General features: G+C 74.4%; 25 protein-coding genes, 2 tRNA genes and 1 other RNA gene. 15 read left to right on the top strand and 13 right to left on the bottom strand.

Annotated elements, in window-relative coordinates; all coding sequences use genetic code 11:
- Positions 1 to 50: 50 nt before the first annotated feature.
- A complete protein-coding gene (leuA, locus tag C8D89_RS13360) occupies positions 51 to 1,874 on the top strand; it encodes a 2-isopropylmalate synthase (RefSeq protein ID WP_116708623.1) in 1,824 nt (607 codons plus the stop codon).
- A 202-nt stretch (positions 1,875 to 2,076) separates the two neighbouring features.
- Here leuA and C8D89_RS13365 read toward each other — a convergent pair whose 3' ends face one another.
- Positions 2,077 to 2,262 carry a DUF397 domain-containing protein gene (locus C8D89_RS13365; protein ID WP_243418080.1) on the bottom strand — a complete coding sequence of 62 codons (186 nt, stop codon included), beginning with the start codon at positions 2,260 to 2,262 and terminating at the stop codon, positions 2,077 to 2,079.
- Positions 2,263 to 2,331: 69 nt separating this feature from the next.
- A complete protein-coding gene (locus tag C8D89_RS13370) occupies positions 2,332 to 3,210 on the bottom strand; it encodes a helix-turn-helix domain-containing protein (RefSeq protein ID WP_116708625.1) in 879 nt (292 codons plus the stop codon).
- 236 nt (positions 3,211 to 3,446) lie between these two features.
- Here C8D89_RS13370 and C8D89_RS13375 point away from each other — a divergent pair, with 236 nt between their 5' ends.
- Positions 3,447 to 3,680: a hypothetical protein gene (locus C8D89_RS13375; protein WP_116708626.1), complete on the top strand. Its 234-nt coding sequence runs from the start codon at positions 3,447 to 3,449 to the stop codon at positions 3,678 to 3,680.
- Here the strand turns inward: C8D89_RS13375 and recR are convergent.
- Complete coding sequence (gene recR / locus C8D89_RS13380) at positions 3,677 to 4,297, bottom strand: recombination mediator RecR (protein WP_116708627.1); 621 nt, start codon at positions 4,295 to 4,297, stop codon at positions 3,677 to 3,679. The genes C8D89_RS13375 and recR overlap by 4 nt on opposite strands.
- Before the next feature lie 4 nt (positions 4,298 to 4,301).
- A complete protein-coding gene (locus C8D89_RS13385; protein WP_116708628.1) occupies positions 4,302 to 4,655 on the bottom strand; it encodes a YbaB/EbfC family nucleoid-associated protein in 354 nt (117 codons plus the stop codon).
- Positions 4,656 to 4,718: 63 nt separating this feature from the next.
- Between C8D89_RS13385 and C8D89_RS13390 the strand changes: the two genes are divergently transcribed.
- A complete protein-coding gene (locus C8D89_RS13390; RefSeq protein ID WP_116708629.1) occupies positions 4,719 to 6,569 on the top strand; it encodes an alpha/beta hydrolase family protein in 1,851 nt (616 codons plus the stop codon).
- Here C8D89_RS13390 and C8D89_RS13395 read toward each other — a convergent pair.
- Together C8D89_RS13395 and ffs are read right to left on the bottom strand one after the other, a co-directional pair.
- Positions 6,566 to 8,671, bottom strand: a complete 2,106-nt coding sequence (locus tag C8D89_RS13395) for a DNA polymerase III subunit gamma and tau (protein WP_116708630.1) — start codon at positions 8,669 to 8,671, stop codon at positions 6,566 to 6,568. The two genes, C8D89_RS13390 and C8D89_RS13395, sit on opposite strands and share 4 nt — an antisense overlap.
- 84 nt (positions 8,672 to 8,755) lie before the next feature.
- An RNA gene (gene ffs, locus C8D89_RS13400) (signal recognition particle sRNA small type) lies at positions 8,756 to 8,850 on the bottom strand.
- Between the two features lie 73 nt (positions 8,851 to 8,923).
- On the opposite strand from ffs, the gene C8D89_RS13405 reads away from it, so the two are divergent.
- The 9 genes from C8D89_RS13405 to tatB all read left to right on the top strand — a co-directional run bounded on the left by C8D89_RS13405 (position 8,924) and on the right by tatB (position 16,893).
- A tRNA-Ser gene (locus tag C8D89_RS13405) sits at positions 8,924 to 9,009 on the top strand.
- A 71-nt stretch (positions 9,010 to 9,080) separates the two neighbouring features.
- The gene (locus C8D89_RS13410; RefSeq protein WP_116708631.1) at positions 9,081 to 9,893 is read left to right on the top strand and encodes an LmeA family phospholipid-binding protein; all 813 of its coding nucleotides are present in this window, start codon (positions 9,081 to 9,083) and stop codon (positions 9,891 to 9,893) included.
- A gap of 13 nt (positions 9,894 to 9,906) precedes the next feature.
- On the top strand, positions 9,907 to 10,908 hold the full coding sequence (locus C8D89_RS13415) for a Gfo/Idh/MocA family protein (RefSeq protein ID WP_116708632.1): 1,002 nt from the start codon (positions 9,907 to 9,909) through the stop codon (positions 10,906 to 10,908).
- A 90-nt stretch (positions 10,909 to 10,998) separates the two neighbouring features.
- On the top strand, positions 10,999 to 12,084 hold the full coding sequence (locus C8D89_RS30760) for an ROK family transcriptional regulator (protein WP_207787207.1): 1,086 nt from the start codon (positions 10,999 to 11,001) through the stop codon (positions 12,082 to 12,084).
- A gap of 212 nt (positions 12,085 to 12,296) precedes the next feature.
- A complete protein-coding gene (locus tag C8D89_RS13425) occupies positions 12,297 to 14,813 on the top strand; it encodes a molybdopterin cofactor-binding domain-containing protein (protein WP_116708634.1) in 2,517 nt (838 codons plus the stop codon).
- Between the two features lie 10 nt (positions 14,814 to 14,823).
- Positions 14,824 to 15,300 carry a (2Fe-2S)-binding protein gene (locus C8D89_RS13430; RefSeq protein WP_116708635.1) on the top strand — a complete coding sequence of 159 codons (477 nt, stop codon included), beginning with the start codon at positions 14,824 to 14,826 and terminating at the stop codon, positions 15,298 to 15,300.
- A gap of 45 nt (positions 15,301 to 15,345) precedes the next feature.
- Positions 15,346 to 15,651 (top strand): Sec-independent protein translocase subunit TatA, encoded by a 306-nt coding sequence (tatA, locus tag C8D89_RS13435; RefSeq protein ID WP_116708636.1) that lies wholly within the window; start codon positions 15,346 to 15,348, stop codon positions 15,649 to 15,651.
- Between the two features lie 15 nt (positions 15,652 to 15,666).
- Complete coding sequence (gene tatC / locus C8D89_RS13440; protein ID WP_116708637.1) at positions 15,667 to 16,542, top strand: twin-arginine translocase subunit TatC; 876 nt, start codon at positions 15,667 to 15,669, stop codon at positions 16,540 to 16,542.
- A 33-nt stretch (positions 16,543 to 16,575) separates the two neighbouring features.
- Positions 16,576 to 16,893, top strand: coding sequence for a Sec-independent protein translocase protein TatB (gene tatB, locus C8D89_RS13445; RefSeq protein WP_243418100.1), 318 nt, complete (start codon positions 16,576 to 16,578; stop codon positions 16,891 to 16,893).
- Here tatB and C8D89_RS13450 read toward each other — a convergent pair.
- From C8D89_RS13450 to C8D89_RS13465, 4 genes are all read right to left on the bottom strand, one after another.
- Positions 16,890 to 17,663 (bottom strand): hypothetical protein, encoded by a 774-nt coding sequence (locus C8D89_RS13450; protein WP_207787208.1) that lies wholly within the window; start codon positions 17,661 to 17,663, stop codon positions 16,890 to 16,892. The two genes, tatB and C8D89_RS13450, sit on opposite strands and share 4 nt — an antisense overlap.
- 17 nt (positions 17,664 to 17,680) lie before the next feature.
- Positions 17,681 to 19,468 carry an ATP-dependent DNA ligase gene (locus tag C8D89_RS13455; RefSeq protein ID WP_116708639.1) on the bottom strand — a complete coding sequence of 596 codons (1,788 nt, stop codon included), beginning with the start codon at positions 19,466 to 19,468 and terminating at the stop codon, positions 17,681 to 17,683.
- A 185-nt stretch (positions 19,469 to 19,653) separates the two neighbouring features.
- Positions 19,654 to 20,484 (bottom strand): anti-sigma factor, encoded by an 831-nt coding sequence (locus C8D89_RS13460; RefSeq protein WP_165825688.1) that lies wholly within the window; start codon positions 20,482 to 20,484, stop codon positions 19,654 to 19,656.
- Positions 20,485 to 20,666: 182 nt separating this feature from the next.
- Positions 20,667 to 20,900, bottom strand: a complete 234-nt coding sequence (locus C8D89_RS13465; RefSeq protein ID WP_116708641.1) for a hypothetical protein — start codon at positions 20,898 to 20,900, stop codon at positions 20,667 to 20,669.
- 146 nt (positions 20,901 to 21,046) lie between these two features.
- Between C8D89_RS13465 and C8D89_RS13470 the strand changes: the two genes are divergently transcribed.
- Positions 21,047 to 22,108: a LacI family DNA-binding transcriptional regulator gene (locus C8D89_RS13470; RefSeq protein WP_116708642.1), complete on the top strand. Its 1,062-nt coding sequence runs from the start codon at positions 21,047 to 21,049 to the stop codon at positions 22,106 to 22,108.
- Between the two features lie 133 nt (positions 22,109 to 22,241).
- Positions 22,242 to 23,420: a pre-mycofactocin synthase MftD gene (mftD, locus tag C8D89_RS13475; protein ID WP_116708643.1), complete on the top strand. Its 1,179-nt coding sequence runs from the start codon at positions 22,242 to 22,244 to the stop codon at positions 23,418 to 23,420.
- A 115-nt stretch (positions 23,421 to 23,535) separates the two neighbouring features.
- On the opposite strand, the gene C8D89_RS13480 is transcribed toward mftD, so the two are convergent.
- From C8D89_RS13480 to C8D89_RS13490, 3 genes are all read right to left on the bottom strand, one after another.
- Positions 23,536 to 23,621: transfer RNA gene (locus C8D89_RS13480), tRNA-Ser, on the bottom strand.
- Positions 23,622 to 23,631: 10 nt separating this feature from the next.
- Positions 23,632 to 24,105 (bottom strand): nucleoside deaminase, encoded by a 474-nt coding sequence (locus C8D89_RS13485; RefSeq protein ID WP_207787224.1) that lies wholly within the window; start codon positions 24,103 to 24,105, stop codon positions 23,632 to 23,634.
- The gene (locus C8D89_RS13490) at positions 24,095 to 24,634 is read right to left on the bottom strand and encodes a tRNA adenosine deaminase-associated protein (RefSeq protein ID WP_116708645.1); all 540 of its coding nucleotides are present in this window, start codon (positions 24,632 to 24,634) and stop codon (positions 24,095 to 24,097) included. Before C8D89_RS13490 ends, C8D89_RS13485 begins: the two co-directional genes overlap by 11 nt.
- A 230-nt stretch (positions 24,635 to 24,864) precedes the next feature.
- Here C8D89_RS13490 and C8D89_RS13495 point away from each other — a divergent pair, with 230 nt between their 5' ends.
- Positions 24,865 to 26,055: a M20 metallopeptidase family protein gene (locus C8D89_RS13495; protein ID WP_243418101.1), complete on the top strand. Its 1,191-nt coding sequence runs from the start codon at positions 24,865 to 24,867 to the stop codon at positions 26,053 to 26,055.
- Positions 26,056 to 26,102 lie beyond the last annotated feature (47 nt).

Genomic DNA, 26,102 nt, shown 5'->3' on the forward strand with positions numbered 1-26,102 from the left:
TGCCGGTCGCCGTCCCCCGCAGTGACGCAAGACCCTGGAGCGCGAGACCCATGAGCACCACCCCCGGCGCGTCGATCAACGACGGGCCCATCGCCGACATCCGCTCGACCGTCGTCCGTCCCGACGGCGCGATCCCGGCGGACCAGCCGGCCTGGAACACCCAGCGGCCCAGCCGCATGCCGATCCAGCGCTACAAGCCCTTCGCCGACCTCGTCGAGAAGATCTCGCTGCCGGACCGAACGTGGCCCGACAAGGTGATCGACAAGGCCCCGCTGTGGGGGGCGGTCGACCTGCGCGACGGCAACCAGGCGCTGATCGACCCGATGTCGCCCGCCCGCAAGCGCCGCATGTTCGACCTGCTCGTCCGCATGGGCTACAAGGAGATCGAGGTCGGCTTCCCGGCCGCGTCGCAGACCGACTTCGACTTCGTCCGCGAGATCATCGAGCAGGACGCGATCCCCGCCGACGTCCGCATCCAGGTGCTCACGCAGGCGCGCCCCGAGCTGATCTCCCGCACCTACGAGTCCCTCGAGGGCGTGCACTCGGCGGTCGTCCACCTCTACAACTCGACCTCGATCCTGCAGCGGCGCGTGGTCTTCCGCTCCGACCGCGACGGCATCACGAAGATCGCCGTCGACGCCGCGCGGATGGTCCGCGAGGAGGCCGAGAAGCGCCCGGGCACCGACTGGCGCTTCCAGTACTCGCCCGAGTCCTACACCGGCACCGAGCTCTCCTACGCCAAGGAGATCGTCGACGCCGTCGGCGACGTGTGGGAGCCGACGCCCGCGCGCCCGATGATCGTCAACCTGCCGGCGACGGTGGAGATGGCGACGCCGAACGTCTACGCGGACTCCATCGAGTGGATGCACCGCAACCTGGCGCGCCGCGACTCGATCATCCTGTCGCTGCACCCCCACAACGACCGCGGCACGGGCGTCGCCGCCGCCGAGCTGGGCGTCCAGGCCGGCGCCGACCGGGTCGAGGGATGCCTGTTCGGCAACGGCGAGCGCACCGGCAACGTCTGCCTCGTGACGCTGGGCATGAACCTGTTCAGCCAGGGCATCGACCCGCAGATCGACTTCTCGGACATCGACGAGGTGCGCCGCACCGTCGAGTTCTGCAACCAGCTGCCGGTCGGCGAGCGCCACCCCTGGGGCGGGGACCTCGTGTTCACCGCGTTCTCCGGGTCGCACCAGGACGCGATCAACAAGGGCCTGCAGGCGATGAAGTCCGACGCCGCGGCGGCCGGCCACGACGTGGACGAGCACCCGTGGGAGGTCCCCTACCTGCCGATCGACCCGAAGGACGTCGGCCGGACGTACGAGGCGGTCATCCGGGTCAACTCCCAGTCGGGCAAGGGTGGCGTCGCCTACCTGATGAAGGTCGAGCACCAGCTGGAGCTGCCGCGGCGGCTGCAGATCGAGTTCTCCCGCCGGGTCCAGGAGCAGACCGACTCCGAGGGCGGCGAGGTCTCGGCCAAGGAGATGCACGACATCTTCGTCGAGGAGTACCTGCAGCGCCGCGTACCCCTGGAGCTCGTCAGCTCGCGCGTGTCGACCCACGACGACGGCAAGGCCGAGCTCTCGGCCACGCTGCGCGTCGAGGGCGATCTGCACGAGGTCACCGGCGTCGGCAACGGCCCGATCGCCGCGTTCGTCGACGCGCTGGCGTCGGTGGGCTACGACGTGCGGGTCCTCGACTACGCCGAGCACGCCATGTCCGCCGGCGACGACGCCCGCGCCGCCGCCTACGTCGAGGCCAGTGTCGGCGTCGGGGCCGGCGACACCGAGGTCTGGGGCGTGGGGATCAACGGCTCGATCCTCACCGCGTCGCTCAAGGCCGTCGTGTCGGCGGTCAATCGCGCTCTGCGCTGACGCGCTCGTGCGTGCTTTCCCGTGCCTGGGCACGGGGAGGCACGCACAAGGCGGGGACGGGGCCTCGTGCTCATCCCCGGTGCCGGATCCCGCGTGTGCCGCGGGATTCGGCACCGAAGTGTGCGACTCCGCTCGAAGATCTGGGATGGCGGAGCGGACGTTGCGCTGAGCGTAACGTTCGCTCCACGCCTTCAGATCTTGCTCAGCTGTCCGGGAGGTCGAACTCGCCCGCCTTCACCCCGGCGACGAACGCCGCCCACTCGGCGGGTGTGAACCGCAGCGCCGGCCCGCCCTCGGCCTTGGTGTCGACGACGCGCACCTCAGCTCCGGGATTGATCGCCACGCCGACACAGGACCCGTCGCTGCAGAAGCTGCTCGTCCTGATCACCACAAGAGCATCACGGCGCGGTTGCACTGCGGCATCCTCCTGAGGGTCACCGGAGCGGGGAAGGGCTCATCACCCGCCCGAGGCCTCGAGGCGCCGAACGGCTCGTTCCATGAGCGGGACGGACTCACGCTCACTCAACGCCGCTCGGTAGATGCCGTTCAGCCACGTCTCGTGGTCGGCGATCTCGGTGGGATCGGCGAGGAACTCACCGGCCGTCCCGGGTCGTTCGACGTAGACGAGGCCGTGCTCGATGCCCTCGGAGTAGTCCAGCTTGGCGAAGGCCTCGCGGCTACCCGGGACCAGGCCCGCCGAGAACGGCAGGACCCGGACGTCGACGTGCTCGGCCTCGGCAACGACCAGCAGGTGCTCGATCTGGGCCCGGAGGACATCCGGCGATCCCACGACCCGGTACAGCGTGGATTCGTCGAGCACGCAGTGGAACGAGAGGCCGTGGCTCGGTGCGAGCGCATCCTGCCGCTGCATCCGGACCTCGACGAGCTTCTCGACGTCGTGGGAGGCCATGGTCGACCCGTAGGCGTTGCGCAGTACTGCGCGGGCGTACTCCCGGGTCTGCAGGAGACCGTGCACGACGTACGCCTCGTAGGCGTTGATGTTCGCTGCGTCCCACTCCAGCTCGACGTACGTCGCCATCACCGGCGGCAGGACATCGCTGTACGCCTGCCACCAGGTCGGCGCCCGCCCGTTGCGGGCCCAGCTCTCCAGCCGCTCGCGCTGCTCGTCGTCCGCGACGCCGTAGACCTCGAGCATGTCCCGCACGTCGCGCCAGCGCGGGACGCCTTTGCCGTTCTCGAGCCGGCTGATCTTCGATGGTGAGCACTCGAGCCGTCGGGCCACGTCCTCGAGCTTCAGGCCCGCGCCCTCACGCAGGCGCTTGAGCTCGCCGCCGAGGCGGCGGCGGGTCACCACAGGGCCGGGTGACCAGGTCATCCGTACGCCTCCTGGGTCGGGCGTGGGCGTTGCCGGCCCCCCTGCCGACGTCGGTCCGTACACGGTAGACCTCGGGCGGCCATGTCGTCACGCAATCGTTGTGTGCAATCGCAAGACTCACTTGTGCAGTGCAGTGACACGCGGCACTCTCAGACCACGGCCGGATCGCCGGAGCCGTGGAGCGCACGACTCGACGGGAGGCACGACGACATGATCACAACGTGGAGCATGCGCCGATGGCGCAGCCGCGGGACGACCCGCGGGACCCGATGACCGCCATGACGATCATCGTGGCGGTGGTCGCCTTCTGGACCCTGTTCGTGGTGGGTGTGCTCGTGGGCATCTCGGTGCACCGCGAGGCGACGCGGCGCCGCACCCACCGCCTGCACCGCGGCGAGCTGGAGCTCGCGAGGGCGGAGGTCGTCGCCTACCGCACGCCGGTGACGGCGCGGGACCTGCGCACGGACTAGAACGCGCGGCGACCGGCGAGGGCGCGGCCGAGCGTGAGCTCGTCGGCGAACTCGAGGTCGCCGCCCATGGGCAGACCGGAGGCCAGCTTGGTGACGGTCAGCCCGGGGAAGTCGCGCAGCAGTCGCACGAGGTAGGTGGCCGTGGCCTCGCCCTCGGTGTTGGGGTCCATGGCCAGGATGACCTCGGCGATCTCGGGTTCCCCCCCTTGGTCGCCGCCGACGCCACCGATGCGGGTGAGCAGCTCGCGCACCCGAAGCTGGTCGGGCCCGATGCCCGAGAGCGGGTCGAGCGCCCCGCCCAGGACGTGGTAGCGCCCCCGGAACTCGCGGGTGCGCTCGACGGCCAGGACGTCCTTGGGCTCCTCGACCACGCAGACGAGGGTGGCGTCTCGGCGCGCGTCGCTGCAGATGCGGCAGCGGGGTTGCTCGGAGACGTTGCCGCAGACCTCGCAGAACACCACGCCGACCTTGACCTTCTGCAGGGCCTCCTGCAGCCGGGTCACGTCGGCCTCTTCGGTGGCGAGGAGGTGGAACGCGATGCGCTGGGCGCTCTTGGGCCCGATCCCGGGCAGGCGACCCAGCTCGTCGATCAGGTCCTGGACCGGGCCCTCGAACACCGGACTACTGCCCGGGCAGGCCCAGCCCGCCGCCCATGTCCCCGAGCCCGCCGGCCAGCGGGCCCATCTTCTCCGCCTGCAGCTCCGCGGCCGCCTGCGCCGCGTCGGCGATCGCGCCGACGATGAGGTCCTGGAGGGTCTCGACGTCGTCGGGGTCGACCACCTTCGGGTCGATCTTGACGGAGCGGACCTCGCCGGTGGCCGTCTGCGTGATCGTGACCAGGCCGTTGCCCGCCTGACCGGTGACCTCGGCCTCGGCCAGCTCCGCCTGGGCGGACATCAGCTGCTCCTGCATCGCCTGCGCCTGCTGCAGCAGGGCGCCCATGTCCATGCCTTCGGGGTTCTGGCCGGGTTGCATGTCACCACAGTAACCGTGCGCCCGTGAGGCGCCGCCGGCCGTCGACCGGGCACGCTGGACCCGATGGACTCGACCCACAGCACGCTGCTGCACCGGCTGCTCGACGCCACCACCTGGCGTGCCTTCGACCTGGACGTCGAGGGCCGCATCCTCGCCGGACACGACGACTCGGGGACGGTGCAGCTCGTCGAGCTGCGTCCGGGATCAGGGCAGCACGCCGATGGGGGCACGCGCGCGCCGCTCACGGCGCTGCCCGGCGCCGTCCACGGGCGGTACCTGATCGGCTCGCGACGGATCGTGGTCTCGCACGACGCGGGCGGCAACGAGCGCGCGCAGCTCTCGCTGCTCGACCCGGATTCCGTCGACGAGCCGGTCGGCGAGGACGGGCTGACCCCCCTGGTCCACGACCCCGCGTACATCCACGCGCTCGTCGACGTCCTGGCCGACGGCCGGATCGCCTACGCCACGAACCGCCGCAACGGCGTCGACTTCGACCTCGTCGTGCGCGACCTCGACGACGGCACCGAGGCCGTCCTCTACGACGGCGGCGGCATGGTCGGTGCCGCCGCGGTCGCCCCCGACGGCACGCGCGCGCTGATGACGCGGCCCGGCCGTCCGGCACTGAGCTCGCAGGTCCTGCTGCTCGGCGGCGGCACCGTCACCGAGCTGACCGACGCCGACGAGCACGCCCGCCACCTGGACCCGCAGTGGCTCCCCGACGGTGACGCCGCGATCGTCACCACCGACTCCGGGCGCGACCACCTGGGCGTCGCACGGCTCGACGTGGCGACCGGGAAGCTGACGTGGCTGGTCACCGACGACGCGCACGACGTCACCGCGCGCCTGTCCCCCGACGGCCGGTCGATGCTCGTGGTCACCGACGACGACGGCGCGAGCCGCCTCGCCGTCCACGACGCCGACGGCACGTTCCGCCGGGAGGTGACCCTGCCCGCCGGCTACCTCGGCGGCGTCGCCGACTTCCTGGCCGTGCCGCGCTGGTCCCCCGACGGCACGGGCCTCGCGCTGTCCTGGTCCGACCCGGCGACCCCGGCCGACGTGCTGCTGATCGACGCCGCACGCGGGCGGGCGGCGACGATCGCCACGTCCCGCGATCAGCTCGCCGCCACGCTCCCTCCCGGCCTCGACCTCGTCGGCCCGACCAGCCACGGCGTCCCCACGCCCGACGGCGAGACCGTGCCGTGCTTCGTCTACACGCCCGCGCACCCGTCCGGGTCGAGCGTGGTCATCGTCCACGGCGGGCCCGAGGGCCAGTCGGTGCGCTCGTTCTCGGCGATCGTCCAGGCCCTCGTCGGCGAGGGGCACACGGTGCTCGTGCCGAACGTGCGCGGGTCGGTGGGCTACGGCAAGCGCTGGTACTCCCTCGACGACGTCGAGCTCCGGCTGGACTCGGTCGCCGACCTCGCCGCCCTGCACGCCTACCTCCCCCGCCTCGGGCTGGACCCGGCCCGCGCGGCGCTGTGGGGCGGGTCGTACGGCGGCTACATGGTGCTCGCCGGCCTCGCGTTCCAGCCCGAACTGTGGGCCGCTGGTGTCGACATCGTCGGCATCTCGTCCCTGGTGACGTTCCTGGAGAACACCTCGCCCTACCGCCGCGCGCACCGCGAACGGGAGTACGGCTCGCTCGAGCGCGACCGGGAGTTCCTCGAGCGCGCTTCGCCACTCCACCGGATCGGCGAGGTGCGCGCCCCGCTGTTCGTCATCCACGGCGCCAACGACCCGCGCGTACCCCTGTCGGAGGCCGAGCAGGTCGCGGCCGCGGTGCGGGCGAACGGCGTCGAGGTCGAGATGGTCGTCTACGACGACGAGGGCCACGGGCTCGCGAAGCGCGTCAACCGGCTCGACGCCTACCCGCGCGCGGTGGCGTTCCTGGGGCGTGCGCTGGCCCGCTCCTAGCGCCCGTCGACCCGCCGCGCGCCGAGCTGCGAGGTCAGCAGCTCCATCGCCGCCTCCTCGGGATCCCGCCGCACCCCACCGCCGGTGCCCCCCGGGTCGGCGGCGGCCTCGGCGTACATGTCCTCCTCGGTGACGTGCTCGTCCGGATCGTCCTCGGGCGGCTCGGGCGGGGGCGGGATGTCCGGCGGCTCACCGGAACGGGTCGGCCGCGGGGGCGCCTCGCCCCCGCCCCGCGCCGGCGGCTGTGGGGCGGGCCGCTCGGGTCGTGAGGGTGCCGGCCGCTCCGGGCGCTCCGACCGCTCCGGGCGCCGCGGTGCCTCCGCGCGGGTGCGCGGGGCCTCCGACCGGCCGCCACCGCGCGCGGGCCCGTCACCGTCGCCGCCCGCGCCGTGCACCGCCTGCACCGTCCACTGCCCCGACAGCACGATCCCCAGCGCCGCGGCGACGTGGTCGGCGCGGTTGGGCTGGGAGAGCTGGCGGGCCAGGGGCGGTGTCGGCATCCCGAGGGTCACGGTCGTGCCCTCGACGGCGGTGACCGTGGCGTTCTGCAGCAGCGCGTGGGTGGGCTTGTTCCGCTCGCGCACCTGGTTCATGACCTCGGGCCACACCCGCCGCAACGCCGCGGCGTCGACCGCGCCGGCGGGGGCCGGCTCCCGGGTGGGCTGCTGCGCGGGTTCGGGCTGCGACACGGGTCCGGGGGCCGGCTGGGGCCGCGAGGCGGGCTCGGCACGCGCGGCCTCCCGCGGCGGCGCGTCCCGCGGCGGCTCGTCACGGGCCGCGACGGTGGCCGTCGGGCGGTCGGTGGGCGGGACGACCGTGGCGTCGAGCTCGCCGGCCCGGGCCGGGGCGGGGTCCGCGTCACCCTCGGTCGGACGCCGGGAGGGTCGGGTGAAGCGCTCCCCGCCGTCGTCGGCCGGGGTCCCGCCGCCCCCGCCCGCCCCCAGCGCGAGGCGCCGCTCGACGCCCTCGAGCCGCTGCACCATCGCCGCGTCCTCCGACGACGCCGACGGCAGCAGCATCCGCGCGCAGACCAGCTCGAGCAGCAGCCGCGGCGCGGTCGCTCCGCGCATCTCGGTGAGCGCGGTGTGGACGAGCTCGGCGTAGCGGGTCAGCGCCGCCGGGCCCAACCGTGCCGCCTGGTCGAGCATGCGTTCCATCTCGTCGGCGGGCACGTCGACGAGCCCGCGCTCGCCCGCGTCGGGGACGGCCTGGACGAGGACGAGGTCACGCAGGCGCTGCAGCAGGTCGGCGGCGAAGCGGCGCGGGTCGTGCCCGGCCTCGACGAGGCGGTCGACGGCCCCGAAGACCGCCGCGCCGTCCTGGGCGCCGAGCGCGTCGACGACGTCGTCGAGGATCGCGACGTCGGTGACGCCGAGCAGGCCCACCGCGTGGGCGTACGTGACGCCCTCGGGGCCGGCGCCGGCCAGCAGCTGGTCGAGCACCGAGAGCGAGTCGCGCGCCGAGCCGCCGCCCGCGCGCACGACGAGCGGGTAGACGGCCGGCTCGACCGTCACGCCCTCCTCGGTGCAGATGCGCTCGAGCAGCCCGCGCAGCGTGCTCGGCGGCAGCAGGCGGAACGGGTAGTGGTGGGTGCGCGAGCGGATGGTGGTGAGCACCTTGTCCGGCTCGGTGGTGGCGAAGATGAAGATCAGGTGGTCGGGCGGCTCCTCCACCACCTTGAGCAGTGCGTTGAACGCCGCCGTGGTCACCATGTGCGCCTCGTCGATGATGAAGACGCGGTAGCGCGAGCTCACCGGCGCGAAGTGGGCGCGGTCGCGCAGCTCGCGGGCGTCGTCGACGCCGTTGTGGCTCGCGGCGTCCATCTCGGTGACGTCGAGCGAGCCGGCCCCGTTGGGGGCGAGCGCCACGCAGGACTCGCACACCCCGCAGGGGTCGGGAGTCGGGCCCTGCACGCAGTTCAGCGAGCGGGCGAGGATGCGCGCGCTGGAGGTCTTGCCGCAGCCGCGGGGCCCGGAGAAGAGGTAGGCGTGGTTGACCCGTCCGGCCGCGAGCGCCGTGCGCAGCGGCTCGGTGACGTGCTCCTGACCGACGACCTCGGCGAACGTCGCCGGCCGATATCTGCGGTACAGCGCCAGAGCCACAGGGCGAGGCTACGCGGCAGCTCCGACGGTCGAGCGCCGGCCGGAGGAAGGACAGGGGAGCACGCCGATAGGGGGAGCACGCCGATAGGGGGACCCCGCGCACCCGCCAGAGCCCGCTGACCCTTGCTGCCTTCCGGCCCTGGGGGAGTTCACGGGATGGACGCCGCGCGGGGTCCGGTCACAGTGTATCGAAGGCGAAGCGCGGCCCCCGGCCCCCGGGTCGCCGGGGAGCAGGGCTGTATCGTCTCCCGCGGAGGATTGGCCGAGCGGCCTAAGGCGCACGATTGGAAATCGTGTTGGGGCAACACCCCTCACGGGTTCGAATCCCGTATCCTCCGCCGTCCGTGCCGCCGTCCGGTCCGTGGACCCGCGGCGGGGGGCCCACCGGCGTCGATGACACGGTGGGCCCGTGCGCGGACTCCTCATCGCCCTGGTCGTGATCCTCGCCGTCCTCGTGGGCGTCGACTTCGGGGCGCGCTGGATCGCCGAGGACCGCGTCGCCGTGGCCCTGCAGGACGCCCTCGACCTGCCGAACCCGCCCGAGGTCGACGTCCGGGGCTTCCCCTTCCTCACCCAGGCCCTCGACGGGCGCTACGACGACGTCGGGCTCTCGGCGCCGGGGATCGCGTACGGCGAGCTGCGCGACCTCACGCTGACCGCCGACCTCTCCGGGGTCTCGCTGCCGCTGGAGGACCTCGTCGACGCCCGGGTGGAGCGCATCCCCGCCGAGCGGGTCACGGCGTCGGCGCGCGTCAACCCGACCGATCTCGCGCGGCTGCTCGACGTCGGCGAGCTGACCATCGAGCCCCTGACCGCCGACGACCTCGAGCGCCTGCGCAGCGAGGCCGAGGCCGACGACTCCGGTGCCTCGGGCAGCGCCCGCGCCCTCGCGGACGTCGACCCGGCGTCCTCGGTGCGCCTGACCTCGTCCACGACGGTCGGCGGGCAGTCGATCGACGTGGCGGTGATCGCCTCGTTCCGGCTCTCCGGCGGGCGGATCACCTTGCAGGCCCGCGACATCCGCACCGAGGGCGGCGAGGGCGCGGTGGGCCAGGTCGCGGCGCAGGCGCTGCGGCAGCGGCTCTCCGGCTTCTCGACGAGCGTCGACCCCGGCCGGCTGCCGTTCGCCATCACCGCCACCGAGCTGCGCGCCGAGGACGGGGTGCTCGTGGTGTCGGGAACCGCGCGTGACGTCGACCTCCTCGACCCTCCGGGTGCCTGACACAGTGAGCCCCATGCAGGACATCCGCTGGGGCATCGCCGGGCCCGGACGCATCGCCGCGAACGTCGCCGGGGACCTCGCGCTGGTCGAGGGCACGACCCTGGCGGCCGTCGGCTCGCGTTCGCCCGAGCGCGCCCGGGCCTTCGCCGAGCAGCACGGGGGTCCCGACACCCGCGGGCACGGCAGCTACCGCGCGCTCGTCGAGGACCCGGACGTCGACGTCGTCTACATCGCCACGCCGCACCCCCAGCATGCCGCGATCGCGGTGGCGTGCCTCGAGGCCGGCAAGGCCGTGCTCGTCGAGAAGACGTTCACCGCGACGCTGGCGGGCGCCTGGCGGGTGGTCGACACGGCGCGCACCCACGGGGTGTTCGCGATGGAGGCGATGTGGACCCGCTTCCAGCCCGCGGTCGTGCGCCTGCGCGAGCTGATCGGCGAGGGCGCGATCGGGGAGCCCCGCTCGGTGCAGGCCGACCTCGGCACGGTGCGCGACGTGGACCCGGACGACCGGCTGTTCTCGCTCGAGCTGGGCGGTGGCGCGCTGCTCGACCTCGGCGTCTACCCCGTCTCGTTCGCGCAGATGGTGCTGGGCACGCCGGACCGCGTCCACGCCATGGCCAACCGCGAGACCACCGACGTCGACGCCGACGGGGCCATGCTGCTGGGGTTCCCCGAGGGCCGGTTCGCGACGGTGCAGACCTCGTTCCACAGCCCGTCGCCCGGCCAGGCGCGGGTGTTCGGGACGACGGGCTGGATCGACGTGCTGCCCCGCTTCCACCACCCGAGCACGATCGTGCTGCACCACGGCATCGACGACGAGGGCGAGCGCATCGAGCTCCCCGCCACCGGCCGCGGGCTCTACCACGAGCTGGTGGAGGTCACCGAGTGCCTGCGCCGTGGCGCCACCGAGAGCACGGTGATGCCGCTCGACGACACGCTCGCCGTGCAGGGCGTGCTCGCCGAGGCGGCCGACCAGCTCGGGCTCGTGTTCCGCGAGGACGACACCGCGGTGTGACGCGCTGTCACGAGCGCGCGCCCCTACCCTTCTCACGACGAGGGGGGAGCCATGCCGGAGGGGGACCAGGGCGCGCCACCGGGACGGCGCGTGACGTCGCCGCACCGCGGGCTGCGCCGGGCGACCACCGAACGGGCGATCCTGGAGTGCGTCGCCGCCGAGAGCGGCCCGCTGACGCGCGCGGAGCTGGCGCGGCGCACGGCCATCTCGCCCCCGGCCGTCAGCGAGGCGGTCCGGCGGCTCGAGGCCGGCCGGGTGCTCGTCGCCGTCGGCCCGCGCTCGGGGGTGCCGGGCGCCGTCGCCACCCTCTACGACCTCGCCCCGGGGGTCGGCGTCGTCGCCGCCGTCGAGATCCACCGGACCGCGGTGCGCGCGGCGGTCGGCGACCTCCTCGGGCGCATGCTCGAGACCACCGACCACGACCCGCCCCGCGACGGTCACGACGTGCTGGCGCGGCTGCACGAGGCCCTCGCCGAGGTGCGCGCACGCTGGGAGGCCCGGGGGCGGCCGCTGCGCGCGGTGGCGGTGTCGATCGCCAACCCCGTCGACCCGGCGACCGGGCGCGTCGTCGAGCTGCACGAGTCCGCCTTCCCGGCCGGGGTGCTCGGCGCCGACGACGTCCGCGGTGTCGACCCGGCGATGGTCGTGCTCGACAACGACGTCAACTTCGCCGCCCTCGCCGAGCGCGACCACGGCGCCGCCACCGGTGCACCGTCCTTCGCGTACCTCCACGTCGGCGAGCGGGACAGCGTCGGGCTGGGCCTCGTCGTCGACGGGGTCCTCGTCCGCGGGGCCCGCGGCCTCGCCGGGGAGATCGGCTACCTGCCCCTCGGCGGCGGCTCCGAACGCTTCCGCTTCGGCGAGGCGATGGCCGCCCAGGGGCTGGGCGCCGGCGAGGACGCCCCGGACGAGGCCGGCCTGGCCACCGCGGGGCGCATGCTGGGCGAGGCGGCCGTCGCCGTCTGCGCGATCGTGGATCCCGGGATGCTCGTGCTCGGCGGGCCGGTCGGCCTGCGCCCGGGCCTGCTCCGCCACGTCGCCGCCACGGTCGTCGAGCTCGCCCCACGTGAGGTGCCGGTGGTGGCCGGCGCCCTGGGCGGGACCGCGCCCCTGCGGGGTGCGTTGGCCGAGGCACGCCGGCGGGCGTGGGAGGGGCTCGTCTCCGCCCGCGGGTGATCCATCGCCCCCCCGCGGAGGACATCGGTTGCGCCGGAAGGTCGTCCTCGGCGGTGAGCGGCGCCACGCGCGGATCCCCAAAATCGTCCGACGACACGGGTTTAATGATCTTGACCTGCACCCGTTACGCTGCCGTGACCAAGCTCGTTGGTCCTTAAAGCTCCCCCCACCGCGGCGTTCGGTCCATTCCGGCCGCCCGAAAGGACTTCTCGATGCCGGCCAAGCACCGCACCGAAGCCCCCGGGCCGTCCCGGCACCGCTGGGTGAGCCCCACCGCGGGCGCCCCCGACGGCATGAGGCGCCGTCGCTTCCTCGGCTACCTGATCGCCGCACCGACGCTCGCCGTCGGGGTCAAGCTGACGGCCGACTCGGTCCTCGAGGCCGAGGCGCTGCCCTCGCCCACGCCCGAGGTGTCGGAGGTCTACGACCTGTCCGACCTGCTGCTCGACTCCACGCGACCGACGGCGAACCTCATCACGATCGTCGTGAACTCCGACGGCACCGTCTCCTTCACGATCCCGCGGGCCGAGAGCGGCCAGGGCATCACGACCACGGCGGCGATGCTGATCGCCGAGGAGATGGACATCCCCGTCTCCGACGTCACCGTCGACCTCGCCGACGCCCGACCCGAGCTGCTGTTCAACCAGCAGACCCAGGGCTCGGCCTCGGTCATCTCCATCTACACCCCGGTGCGCGTCGCGGCCGCGCTGGCCCGCGGGCGGCTGCTCGAGGCGGCGGCCACGATCCTCGGCGACGAGGCCGAGAACCTCCGCACCACCGGCGGCCGGGTGCTCTCCACCGCCGGCTCGTCCATCCCGTTCGCCGAGCTGGCCGCGGCGGCGGCGAACGCGGTGACGCGGGAGGCCGTGACCGAGCTCAAGCCGGTCGACGAGTTCAGCGTCATCGGCACCGAGCAGCGCCGCGACGACGTCGTCGCCGCGGTGACCGGGCGCAAGAAGTACACGATGGACCTCGAGGTCCCCGACGCTCTGCCGACGATGATCGCCCGGCCGCCGACGATCAAGGGCACGGTCGAGTCGGTCAACAACCTCGACGAGGTCCGCTCGATGCCCGGGGTCACCGACGTCGTGGAGATCTCAACCGACGCCGAGCCCGGACGCGGGACCACGTCCTCGGCGGTCGCGGTCCGGGCGCGCACCTTCGGCCAGTGCATCGACGCGGTGAACGCCCTGGACATCACCTGGGGCCGGGGCAATGTCGACGGCGAGTCCGACGCGTCGATCCTGGCCCAGCTGCGCGAGGCGCCGGCGCCGGCCAACCTGCCCTCGCCGACGCCGCTCGACGAGGTCGGCGGACAGCTCCCGCTCGTGACCGAACCCGTCGGCGACGTCCTCGACGGGGTCGGGGCGACCGAGTCGATCGACCAGGAGTTCGTCTTCTACTGGCGCAGCAACGCCGCCATGGAACCCAACGTCGCCATCGCCGACGTGCGCGACGGCGAGGCGGAGGTCTGGACCCCCAGCCAGATCCCGATCGTCACCCAGACCCAGCTCGCCCAGGTGCTCGACCTGCCCCAGAGCCAGGTGACCGTGCACGTCCCGCGGGGCGGGGGCGCCTTCGGCCGCCGGCTGTTCAGCGACGCCGCGCTCGACGCCGCGCGGGTGTCGAAGGAGATCGGCAAGCCGGTGCGGCTCATGTGGCACCGGGCCGACGAGTGCCGCGCCGGCCGCGTCCACCCGATGTGCATCTCGCGGGTGCGCGCCACCTACAGCCCGAGCGCCGGTGAGGTCGTCGCCTTCGAGCAGCGGCAGACGAGCGTCGCGACCGACTACACCGAGTCGTTCGGCGACATGATCACGTCGCAGGCCGCGAAGCTGCCGTTCGCCAACGAGCTCACGCTCTCCCAGACGGTGTTCCTGCTGACCGCCAGCGTTCCGTACGACCTCGGGGCGATCGTGCTCGGCTACAACGAGATCTTCGACTTCGACCGGTTCGCCACCGGAAGCGTCCGCAACCTCAACAACCAGGACTTCCGGCCCGCCCAGGAGCTCGTCGTCGACCAGCTCGCCGAGCGGCTGGGCGAGGACCCCCTGGAGTTCCGGCTCGACCGTGTCGAGGACGAGCGCGCGAAGGCCGTGCTGGAGGCTGTCCGCGACGAGGGCGAGTGGGGCCGGGACCTGCCCGACGGCGTCGCGCAGGGCGTGGTGGTGCACAACGAGTACAAGGGCACCGTGGCCGTGCTGGCCGAGGTCGACACGCGCCCGCAGACGACCGGCCGGGAGATCCCCGGGGCCACCACCGGGCCGCGGGTCCGCAGGGTCACCGTGGCGGTCGACGTCGGGCTGCCCATCAACCCGCTCGGTCTCAAGGCCCAGATGGAGGGCGGGGTGATGACCGGGATCTCCCACGTCTTCACCGGCAGCCTCCACCTGCGCGACGGCAACTTCCTCGAGGGCAGCTGGGACGACTACCGCTACACCCGGTTCTGGAACGCCCCGACCGAGATCAACGTCGTCGTCATGCCCGCGAGCGGCGACCGCCCCGGCGGCGCCGGCGAGCTCGCCGTGGGTGCGGCGACGGCCGCGGTGGCCTGCGCCTACGCCCGGGCGACCGGGGAGATGCCCACCAGCTTCCCCATCGGCCACACCAAGGACGTGCCCTTCGAGGTCAAGGACTTCGTGCCGCCGCTCCCCCCGTCGCCCGTCGACGGCCTGACGGCCTACCCGGCGCCGTCCGCGGCCGGCCCGGCCTTCGACCCCTCGAGCTGAGGAGCTCCCCATGCCCCCCCACACCTTCAAGGTCAACGGCCGGCAGGTCACGGTCGACACCGAGGACGACGTGCGCATGCTCTGGGTGCTCCGCGACCTCCTCGGCATCACCGGGCCGAAGTACGGCTGCGGCATCAACGTCTGCAAGGCCTGCACCAGCCACATCAACGGCCGGGCGTTCAACCCCTGCTCCGTGCCGGTCAGCCAGATCGCGCCGACCGACGAGATCACCACGATCGAAGGGCTGCCCGACACCGTCGGCGCCGACCTGCACCCGATGCAGGAGGCGTGGATCGACCGGGACGTGCCGCAGTGCGGCTACTGCCAGCCCGGCCAGATCATGGCCGCCGTCGATCTCGTGAAGAAGGTCCAGGCCGAGGGCGGGACCGTCACCGACGACGACATCGACGAGATCCGCAACATGTGCGCCTGCGGCACCTACGGCCGCATCCGCGAGGCCATCAAGCAGGGCGCCGACAACATGTGAGCCCGGCCCACCCTCCCCCCGTCTTCCACCTGAAGGGACATCGTCGTGACCGGAGCCCTGAGCCCCTCCCACTGGCTGGTCATCCTCGTCGTGGTGCTGCTGCTGTTCGGCGCCAAGCGGCTGCCCGACGCCGCGCGCGGCGTCGGCCGCTCGCTGCGCATCTTCAAGGCCGAGACCTCGGCGCTGTCCGAGGACGGCAAGAAGGACCCGGAGCCGGCCCTCGAGCCCGGCACCGTGGCCGCCACCGGTTCCCCCGCGACCGGTTCCCCCGCGACCGGTTCCCCCGCGACCGGTTCCCCCGCCACGGCCGACGCCCCCGCGACGCGGACCACGAACTCCTCGACGGTCTGAGGAGTGCCCACGCGGATGCGGGGGTGGACACGCGGGTGGCCCGGGCGGCGGCGCCGCGACCCCGAGGCGACGATGACGGTGCTCGACCACCTGCTGGAGCTGCGCCGCCGCCTGGCGTGGGCGCTGGTCGCACTGGCGATCGGCACGGCGGCCGCGTTCGTCTGGTACGAGCACGCGGTGCTGGGCGTGCCCAGCCTCGGCGCGCTGCTCATCGAGCCCTACTGCTCGCTGCCCGCTCAGGCCCGGGCCGGTTTGAACGGCACCGACTGCCGCCTGCTGGCCACCGGCCCGTTCGACCAGTTCCTCCTGCGGGTCAAGGTCGCCCTGACCGCCGGCGTGGTGCTGTCGGCCCCGGGCTGGCTCGCCAAGCTGTGGGCCTTCGTCACCCCGGGCCTGCAGCGTCACGAGCGGCGGGGCGCCGTACTGTTCATCAGCACGGCGTCCGCGCTGTTCGCGGGCGGTGCGGTGCTGGCGTACCTCCTGGTCGCCCACGCCCTGGGATTCCTGCTGATGATCGGCAACAGCGTGCAGATCACGGCGCTGCGGGGTGACGAGTACTACTCGCTGGTGCTCTCGCTGATGGTCGTCTTCGGCGTCGGCTTCCTGACCCCGCTGGTGGTGGTCATGCTCAACCGCGTCGGCGTCGTCTCCTACCAGCGGCTCGCGAGCTGGCGGCGGGGCCTGATCTTCGCCGCGTTCCTGTTCGCCGGCGTCGCCACCCCCGGCGGCGACCCGATCTCGATGGCGGTCCTGGGCGTGGTGCTGTGCGTGCTGCTCGAGGCGGCCGTGCAGGTCTGCCGGCTGCAGGACCGCCGCCGCGCCCGCCGGGACGCGGGCTGGGACGACGTCGACGACGACCGCCCGTCCCCGCTGCCCGACACCGTCGGCTGATCCCCACCCCGAGGAGGTGAGTCCGTGTTCGGCATGGGCATGGGCGAGCTGGTGCTGCTCGCCCTGGTCGGGTTCTTCGTCATCGGCCCGGAGCGGCTGCCCGGCGCCATCCGGTCGCTGGCGTCCGTCGCGACCAGGGCCAAGGAGTACGCGGCCTCGGTGCGCGAGCAGGTCGACTCGGCCGCCGACCTCGCCGAGGTCCGCCGCCAGCTCGACGAGCTGCGCGAGCCGCTCGCCGAGATCCGGTCCGCCGACCCGCGGCGGGCCGTGCGGGACGCGTTCCGGGAGGTGCCCGAGGCCGTCGGCCAGCCCGAGCCCCGTGTCCGGGTGCGCACCCGCTCGCGGATCTAGGGAAGCCAGAGCGCGCCCTCGATCGTCTCGGGCCGGCCGGCCGGGACCGCGCGCAGCGCCCGCAGGGTGTCGCGGTGCTCGGCCATGTCCAGCGCGGACAGGGCCGCGTCGAAGGCGTCCTCGCTCGCGGTGACCTCGTCCCGCAACGCCGGCGGGACCCGCGGATCGGACTCGACGACCCGGCGGCGTGCCGCGGGCGAGCGCTTGACCACCGGACCGGTGTGGACGCGCGGATAGATCTCGACCACGGTCGAGGGGCCGGCGTCGTCGAACGGCCACACCGCGAACCCGGCCTCCCGCAGCCGGGCGAGGTGCGGCATCCCGCGCAGCGAGCCGGTGCCGACCGCGCCGGCTCCGCCGATCTGGAACGTCGAGCGCGGGTCGAACCCGGCGGCCCGGGCGGCCTCCTCGGTGGCCCGCAGGCCGGGCCGCGCCGGGTCGAGCGGCGGCCGCGGCCGCGGCCCGCGGCCCCAGAACGGCGGCCGGCAGGCACGCAGCCACTCCTCGCCCTCGCGCTCCACGAGGTCCCAGAGCGCGGCGACGTCGGCGCACCCCTGCTCGCGGGCGAACCACGCCGGCAGCCCGAAGGAGAAGTCGAGGCCGACGACGAGCGGACCGGCGTCCGCGCGGGCGAGGAGGTGCTCGACCACGCCCTCGCGGTCGAGCCCGCCCCGGACCTCGAGCAACCGACCCGGGACCGCGCTCGCGACGCGGATGCGGTGGTGCGCGGCACGCTGGTCGCCCGACCAGTCCACTGCGAGCACCTGCACGGCGTCCCGCGTGCTGCTCAGCCGACCATGACGTGGTCCGGCGGGGCCGCGGTGACCGCGGGCAGGCGCAGCCGCACGGCCGTGCCGACGCCGGGGCGGGTGTCGACGTGGACGTCGCACTGCGAGCCGAACGCCGCGCGCATCCGGCGGGAGACCTCGGCGATGCCGCCGTGGCGCTGGTCGACCTGGGACGCGGCCCGCGTGGCCTCCGGACCCATGCCCGCGCCGTCGTCGGACACCGTGATCACGCAGTCGGATCCGGAGCCGGCGGCGAACACGCTGACCGCCCCGCCGCCGGGCACCGGCTCGATGCCGTGGCGCACGGCGTTCTCCACGAGCGGCGCCACCACGAACGGCGGCACGAGGACGCCGCGGACCTCGGGCGCCACGGCGACCTCGGCTCGCAGCCTGGCACCGAACCGGGCCTGCTCGAGCGTGAGGTAGCGCTCGGCGTTGTGCAGCTCGTCGCCGACCGTGGTCATCTCCCCGCCGGAGCGGAACGAGTAGCGCGTGAAGTCCGCGAACTCGGTGAGCAGCTCGCGGGCCCGGCCCGGGTCGGTGCGCACGTAGGACGCGATCGCGGTGAGCGTGTTGTGCACGAAGTGGGCCGAGAAGCGCGAGCGCAGCGCCGACTCGACGTCCGCGGGCGACGGCGCGGCCACGATCGAGGGGTCGAGCGGGGCGTCGCTGCGTCTACCGGTGACGTCGGTGCCGGCGCGGCGGATCGGGGCGCCCGGCGCCTCGGGGCCGTCGGTGGTCTCGAGCTCGTCGAGCTCGAGGTCGGTGTCGACCACCGGGGCGGCCAGCACGGGCGCGGCCACCGTCGCCGGGTGCGAGGGACGCAAGCCCTGCCACGTCGGGCGCTCGAGCAGCCCCGTGGCGGTCCAGCGTCGGTGCTCGACCTGGCCCACGAGCCGCGGCGCGAGCCAGCGGGCGGCCCCGCTCGCGTCCTCGGGCAGGGTGGCGTCGAACGGGCTGTCCGCGCGTTCGAGCGTCGCCAGCAGCCCGTCGAGCTCGCGACGTGCGCCGGCCGTGATGCCGGTGACGACGCGGCCGGAGTAGCGCAGCCCCGACTCCCCGGGGACGCCGACGAGCAGCGCGCCGACGGTGTCGGGTCGCCCGCGCGCCGGGAGCCAGCCACCGACCACGACCTCCTGGGTGCGCCGCACCGGCGTCTCGATCCAGCTGCGCGAGCGCCGGCCGGCCTGGTAGGTCGACTCCAGGCGCTTGGCGACGACGCCGTCGAGCCCGTAGCGCCGCGCCGTGGAGATCACCGCCTCGGCGTCGACCCCGGTGAAGCACGGCGGGATGACCACCCTGCTGCCGGAGAGGTCGAGCTCGGCGAGCAGCTCGCGCCGCTGCCGGTAGGGCAGGCGCCGCGTCGACGCGCCCGCGACCTCGAGCACGTCGAAGACGTAGTAGGAGACGGGCACCTGCGCCTGCAGGACCTCCGAGGGGTGGGCCACGCGGTGGCGCCGGCGCAGCTTGCCCGCGCTCGGCCGGCCGACGCCGTCGAGGGCCACGACGACCCCGTCGAGCACCAGCCCGCTGGTGCTCGTCCACGGGGCGAGCACCCCGAGCTCGGGGAAGTGCGACGTGACGTCGCGCCCGGCCTCGGTGACCAGGCGCAGGCCGTCGGGCTCCGTGCGGGCGAGGCAGCGCAGACCGTCCCAGAGGAACTCGAAGGCCCAGCCCGCGCCGCGCGGGACGTCGCCGCTGCTGGCGATCATGGGACGGTGGGGCGAGGCCTCGGTGCTCGCCGCGTCGGGCGGCGCGGTGTCCGTGAGGGTCGCCAGACGTGCCACCCGCGCCACCTCCCCCGACCGGCTCGCCGCATGCCGGCGGGGTGATCGCCGGCACCCACCACGGTATCCGCGTGGCCCGACGGTGACACCGTCCTCGGCGACGCGGCGCGCGGCAGCTGCGACCGGGGAGCAGCGAGACGCGACGAACGGCGCAACGGTCCCTGGCGCGGCCGGGCGAGGAGGGGTCAGGCCGCCAGTCCGGCGGCGACGACCGTCGAGGGACGTGCGGGCACGGGACCGGCCGGCTCGACCGACACCGCGTACCCGCGCGGCGCGGGCGCTCCGGGCGCCGGGGGCCCGGTCGGTGCCCCGAGCGGGCGTGTCACGCCGTCGGACGGGTCCATGACTGCGACGGCCTCGGGCACGTTGCCGGGCAGCCCGGTGGCCCAGAGGACGTAGTCGTGGGCCGGTGGTGCGGGCGGCATCGCGAGCGGCACGAGGCGGACCGGGGCGGCGGCGTCCGCAGGGTCGAGGACCACGGCGGCCGCGTCGCCGCGCTCGCCGCGCAGGACGGCCGAGCGCAGGGACGGGTCGCGGGAGCGGGCGTCGGCGACCACGCGGTCGGCCTGCTCATCGAGAGCTGCGGCCGGGGTGTCCGGGGCTCCGCCCTGCGTGGACAGCACGCCCCCGGCGACCACCAGCCCGAGCCCGAGCACGACGGCGACGACGAGCCCGCCCACCAGGCTGGGCCACCGTCGACGGGGGCGGTCGATCGGGGCGGCACCGGGGGGCGGGTCGAGCTCCGGGCCCGCGACGCGGGGCGGTGCGGGTCGCGCGGGCCGCGGCGGCGCGGGCTCGGCGAGCACGGCGTCGAGGACCCGCCGGCGCAGCGGGGGCGGCGGGTCGACCTGCGGCACCGCCGCCCCGAGGGCGGCGCCCACCTCGAGCGCCTCGTCGAGGGCACGCCGGCAGGTGGCGCAGCTCGCCAGGTGGTCCCGGAGCGCAGCGTCCTCGTCCGGTTCGAGCGCGGAGAACGCGCCGCCGACGGCGTCGGCGGCGCGCGGGCAGGCGCTCACGCGGGCTCCCGGGAGTGTGAGGGCGGTGCGGGGTGGTGGGCGGCCCCGCGGCCCGGTGTGGGTGGCGTGACCACGGGTGCACACCTCCTCGTCGGTGCCGCGACGGTCCCGTCAACGTTCGCCCGGGGGTCGCTGCCGGTTCGGCCGATCGGTCCTGGTCGCGGAAGCGTGTGGTCTGTGCGTTACCCCGTCCCGAGCTCCGCCAGCAGGTCGTCGCGGGCGAGCCCGAGGGCCGCGAGGCGCCGCCCGCGGGCCGGCACGTCCTCGTCGGCGAGCAGGAGGGCGATCTCTGCCTCCACGGCGGACAGCCGCTCGCGCGCCGCGGCCCGGGCGACGACCCGCTCGGCCTCGCGCGCGACCTCCCGGGCCGCGCGCCCGCCCCCGAACCACCGCTGCCACGTGTCTCGCCCCGCCATGGCGTCCTCCTTGCGTCGTCCCGCCCGACTAAACCGGTTCAAAGCAGGATGGCGCAAGGGGTCGACGGCTCCGATCCGCGTGCTATTGAACCGGTTCACCGCAGCGGCCGTGCCCGGCGCCGTGCCCGGCGCGAGAGGATCAGGGCGTGGACCGGGCACGACGCGTCACCCTCGCGACGGTGGCGAGCGCGCTCGGCGTCTCCCGCGCGACCGTGTCCAACGCCTACAACCACCCCGAGCGCCTCAGCCCCCGGATGCGCAACCGCGTCCTGCACACCGCGCGGGAGCTCGGCTACGCCGGCCCCCACCCGCTGGCCGCGACGCTCTCGCGCGGGCGGGTCAACGCGCTGGGGCTGGTCCACGGCGCGCCCATGTCGTTCGGGTTCAGCGACCCGGCGGCGGTCCTCTTCCTGCAGGGCGTCAGTGAGGTCTGCGAGCGCGAGGACCTGGCCCTGGTGCTGATCGCGGGTGGGCCGGACAGCGCGGTGGCGCGGGTGGCGTTGGTCGACGCCGTCGTCTGCTACTGCGACGTGCCGGCCGAGGGCGGGCTCGCGACGATCGTCGAGAGGGGTCTGCCGTTCGTCGTCGTCGACGGTCCGCGGCTGCCGGGCGCCGGCCACGTGGGCATCGACGACCGTCGCGGCGCCGAGGTCGCGGCACGTCACCTCCTCGACCTCGGTCACACGCGGTTCGGCGTCGTGGCGATGCCCCTGCTCGAGGACGGGCGGGAGGGCACGGCCGACCTTGAGCGGCAGGCCCGTACCCGTTACCGCGCCTCCCGCGAACGCCTGGCGGGCTACCGCGAGGCGATCGAGGCCGCCGGGCACGACTGGGCCGCGGTCACCGTCGAGGAACGGTCGCCCTACGGCCGCGACGCGGGCGGGCGGGCCGCGGCGGCGCTCCTCGCCCGCGACCCGCACCCGACCGCGCTGCTCGCGATGAGCGACGAGCTCGCCCTCGGCGCAATGGCCGCGGCCGCCGACGCGGGACTGGCGGTGCCGGGCGACGTGTCCGTCGTCGGGTTCGACGACGTCCCGGCGGCCGCCGACGCCCACCCGCCCCTGACGACCGTGCGGCAGCCGCACCGCGAGAAGGGGCGGCTCGCCGCGTCGCTGCTGCTGCGCCCCGGCGGCGTCCACGACGACGAGCACCACCTGCCGGTCGAGCTGGTCGTGCGCGGGTCGACGGCACCGCCGCCGGCGCGCTGAGCGCCTCCGGTCCCCCGCGAACCGTCCGGCCCCTCCGAACGGACGGTGACGGACCGTCCGCGCAGACACCGTGCGGGCCCACCGGCGACGTTACGGTGACCGGTGTTGCAGGTCACGGCTCGGGAAGGTGCTCATGGCTGGTCAGTGGTTCGAGTCCGTCGCCGAGGCGCAGCGGCGCGCGCGCAAGCGTCTGCCGAGGTCGGTGTACGGCGCGCTGGTGGCCGGCAGCGAGGCGGGCGCGACGCTCGAGGACAACGTCGGGGCCTTCCGCGAGCTGGAGTTCCTGCCGCACGTGTGCGACCTGCCCTTCGAGAAGGACCTGACCACGACGGTCATGGGCCAGGAGATCTCGATGCCGGTGATGGTCTCGCCCACCGGGGTGCAGGCCGTCAACCCCGAGGGCGAGGTCGCCGTGGCGCGGGCGGCCAAGAACGCGGGCACCGCGATGGGGCTCTCGTCGTTCGCCAGCCGCGCGATCGAGGACGTCGTCGAGGCCAACGACAAGACGTTCTTCCAGATGTACTGGGTGGGCGACCGCGACACCCTCGCCGCCCGCGCCGAGCGCGCCAAGTCCGCCGGCGCCAAGGGCCTCATCGTCACCCTCGACTGGTCGTTCTCCCACGGCCGTGACTGGGGCAGCCCGTCCATCCCGGAGAAGATGGACTGGAAGACGATCCTCAAGTACATCCCCGAGGGCGTCCAGCGGCCGCGGTGGGGCCTCGAGTTCCTGCGCTCGGGCCGGATCCCCGACCTGACCGTGCCGAACATCCCCACGGAGGGCGAGCAGCCGCCCACGTTCTTCGGCGCCTACGGGCAGTGGATGTTCACCCCGCCGCCCACCTGGGCCGACGTCGCGTGGCTGCGCGAGCAGTGGGGCGGCGACTCGCCGTTCTGCGTCAAGGGCATCACCCGCATCGACGACGCCAAGCGCGCCGTGGACGCGGGCGCCACCGCGATCCAGGTGTCCAACCACGGCGGCAACAACCTCGACTCCACCCCGGCGCCGATCCGCGTGCTGCCCGGGATCGTCGAGGCGGTCGGCCGCGACGTCGAGGTCATCATGGACGGAGGCATCCGCCGCGGCAGCGACGTCGTCAAGGCCCTGTGCCTGGGCGCCCGCGCCGTCGCCATCGGGCGCGCGTACCTCTGGGGTCTCGCCGCGAACGGCCAGGCGGGCGTGGAGAACGTCTTCGAGATCCTGCGCAGCGGCATCGGCTCGGGGCTCATGGGCCTGGGCCGCCGCTCGGTGCACGACCTCGTGCCCGAGGACCTGATCATCCCGCCGAACTTCACGCGTCAGGCGGTGGTCTAGGCCCCCGGACGCCAGGCTCCGGTACAGACGAAGGGCCCCTCCCGGTTCGCCGGGAGGGGCCCTTCGTCGTCCGGTCCCCAAGGGGTTCACGGGGGCGGAGCCCCCGTGGGCGCGGCGGTAGCGGTGGGATTCGAACCCACGGTGGGCAGAACCCACACGCGCTTTCGAGGCGCGCTCCTTTGGCCGCTCGGACACGCTACCGCCGACAAGGCTACGGGACGCTCTCCTCGCGGTGACGACCGGGCCAGAAGCCGACCATCAGGGCCGCGCACTCGGCCTCGCGGACCCCGCCGACGACCTCGGGGCGGTGGTTGAGGCGCCGGTCGCGCACGACGTCCCACAGCGAGCCGACGGCCCCGGTGCGCGGCTCCCAGGCGCCGAAGACGATCCGGTCGACGCGGGCGAGCACCGCGGCGCCGGCGCACATCGTGCAGAGCTCGAGGGTCACCGCCAGCGTGCAGCCGCCGAGCCGCCAGCGGTCGCCGTGGTGGCGGGCGGCCTCGCGCAGGGCGAGGATCTCGGCGTGCGCGGTGGGGTCGCCGAGGGCCTCGCGCGAGTTGCACGCCGCGGCCAGCTCGCGGCCCTCGGCGTCGACCACCACGGCGCCGACCGGGACGTCGTCCCCCGAGCCCCGGGCCACCTCCAGGGCCCGGCGGACGAGCTGGTCGAGCAGCTCAGGCGTCAGCGGTCTCGACGACCTTCGCCAGCTCGTCGGCGAAGCCGCAGCGGCGGGCGATCGCGGTGAGCTGCTCGTCGGGGTAGAGGTCGATCTCCTCGACGAGGACGGCGAGCTCGTCGGCCGGGACGCCGAGGTCGGCGAGCATGCCGAGGTCGCCCTCGGGCCACGGGTCGTCGTCGGCCTCGTCCTCGTCGGGCACCTCGAGGCGCAGCAGGTCGAGCACGTCGGCCGCGACGTCGTAGTCGAGCGCGGCGACGGCGTCGGAGAGCAGCAGCGACACCCCGCCGGGCGTGGGGCGCACGAGGACGAAGAACTCGTCGTCGACGTCGAGCATGCCCAGGACCGCGCCCGTGGAGCGCAGGCCGCGCAGGGCGCTGATGGCCGCGTCGAGATCGGCGAGGCTGCCGCGATCCATCGCGACCGCGCGCCAACGTCCCTCCTCGCGCGTCACCGCCACCGCCCACCCGTCGAGGGGTGCGACGGTGCCCGCGCCGCCGCGTGTCGCGGCGGAGCCTCCGGGGCCCTGACCTGCCATGCCACTACGGTATGTCCGGGCCAGTGTCGAGTGGAAGTCTTGCGAGGTCACGGGCGCCGGACGGTCGACGGCGCACTGCCTCCGGTGCTCCACGCGGCGACCGGCAGGTGTCGGGAACGCGGCGACCACACGGCGGGGGTGCCAGGATCGGACGGGTGAGCGCTCCGGAGCGGCGAACGGGGAGCCGCGGAGCCGGCGGGAGGGCGGCGCATCGCGCCCCCGAGCGGGCCCTGCTCGCCGAGGCTCGCGGCCTGCAACCGCGCACGCTCGCGCTGCGCCGCGTCCTGCACCGCAACCCCGAGGTCGGGCTGTCGCTGCCCGTCACCCAGGCCGCCGTGCTGTCGGCGCTGCGGGATCTGCCGCTGGAGATCAGCACCGGGCGCGGCGCCAGCTCCGTCGTCGCGGTCCTGCGCGGGGCGCGGCCAGGCCCGACGGTGCTCGTGCGCGCGGACATGGACGCCCTGCCGCTGACCGAGGACACCGGTCTGCCGTTCGCGTCCGAGGTCGACGGCGTGATGCACGCGTGCGGCCACGACCTGCACACCGCGATGCTCGCCTCGTCCGCCCGGCTGCTCGCCGACCGACGCGAGCGCCTGTCCGGCACGGTCGTGTTCATGTTCCAGCCGGGCGAGGAGGCCCACCACGGGGCCCGCACCATGATCGAGGAGGGGCTGCTGTCCGCCGACGGCCCGGGCGGCATCCCGGAGTCGGCGATGGCCCTGCACGTCACCTCGCGCCTGGCCGCCGGCACGCTCCAGACGCGCCCTGACTCGATCATGGCGTCGTCGGACGACCTGCACGTGCGCGTCACCGGGCGGGGCGGGCACGCCTCGGCGCCGCACGACGCGCTCGACCCGGTGCCCGCGGCCGCGGCGATGGTCGGGGCGCTGCAGACCATGGTCACCCGGCGGGTCAGCGCGTTCGACCCCGCCGTGCTCACCATCGCGCACATCAGCGCGGGCACCACCACCAACGTCATCCCCGAGACCGCCGTGCTCGAGGGCACCGTCCGCACCCTGTCCGAGGAGACCCGCGCCCGGGTGCTCGCCGAGGTCGGGCAGGTGTGCACGGGCGTGGCCGCCGCCTACGGCTGCACCTGCGAGGTCGAGGTCGAGGCCGGCTACCCGGTCACCGTCAACGACCCCGACGTCGCCGACCGCGTCGCCGACGTCGGCCGCTCGGTGCTGGGCTCGCGCTTCGTCGAGCCGATGCCCGACCCGATCATGGGCTCGGAGGACTTCTCCTACGTGCTGGGTCGCGTGCCCGGGGCGCTGGCGTTCCTCGGCGCCTGCCCCGCGGATGTCGACCCGGCCGAGGCACCGCCCAACCACTCCAACCGCGTGGTGTTCGACGAGGACGCGATGGTGGGCGGGGTGGCCCTGTACTCGGGGTACGTCCTGGACGCCCTCCGGCCGACCTGATCAGGGACGGAGGCCCCGTTCGGGCGCATCGTCCTCACTCTGGCGGG

Source organism: Actinomycetospora cinnamomea (genome assembly GCF_003096675.1).
Lineage (GTDB): Bacteria > Actinomycetota > Actinomycetes > Mycobacteriales > Pseudonocardiaceae > Actinomycetospora > Actinomycetospora cinnamomea.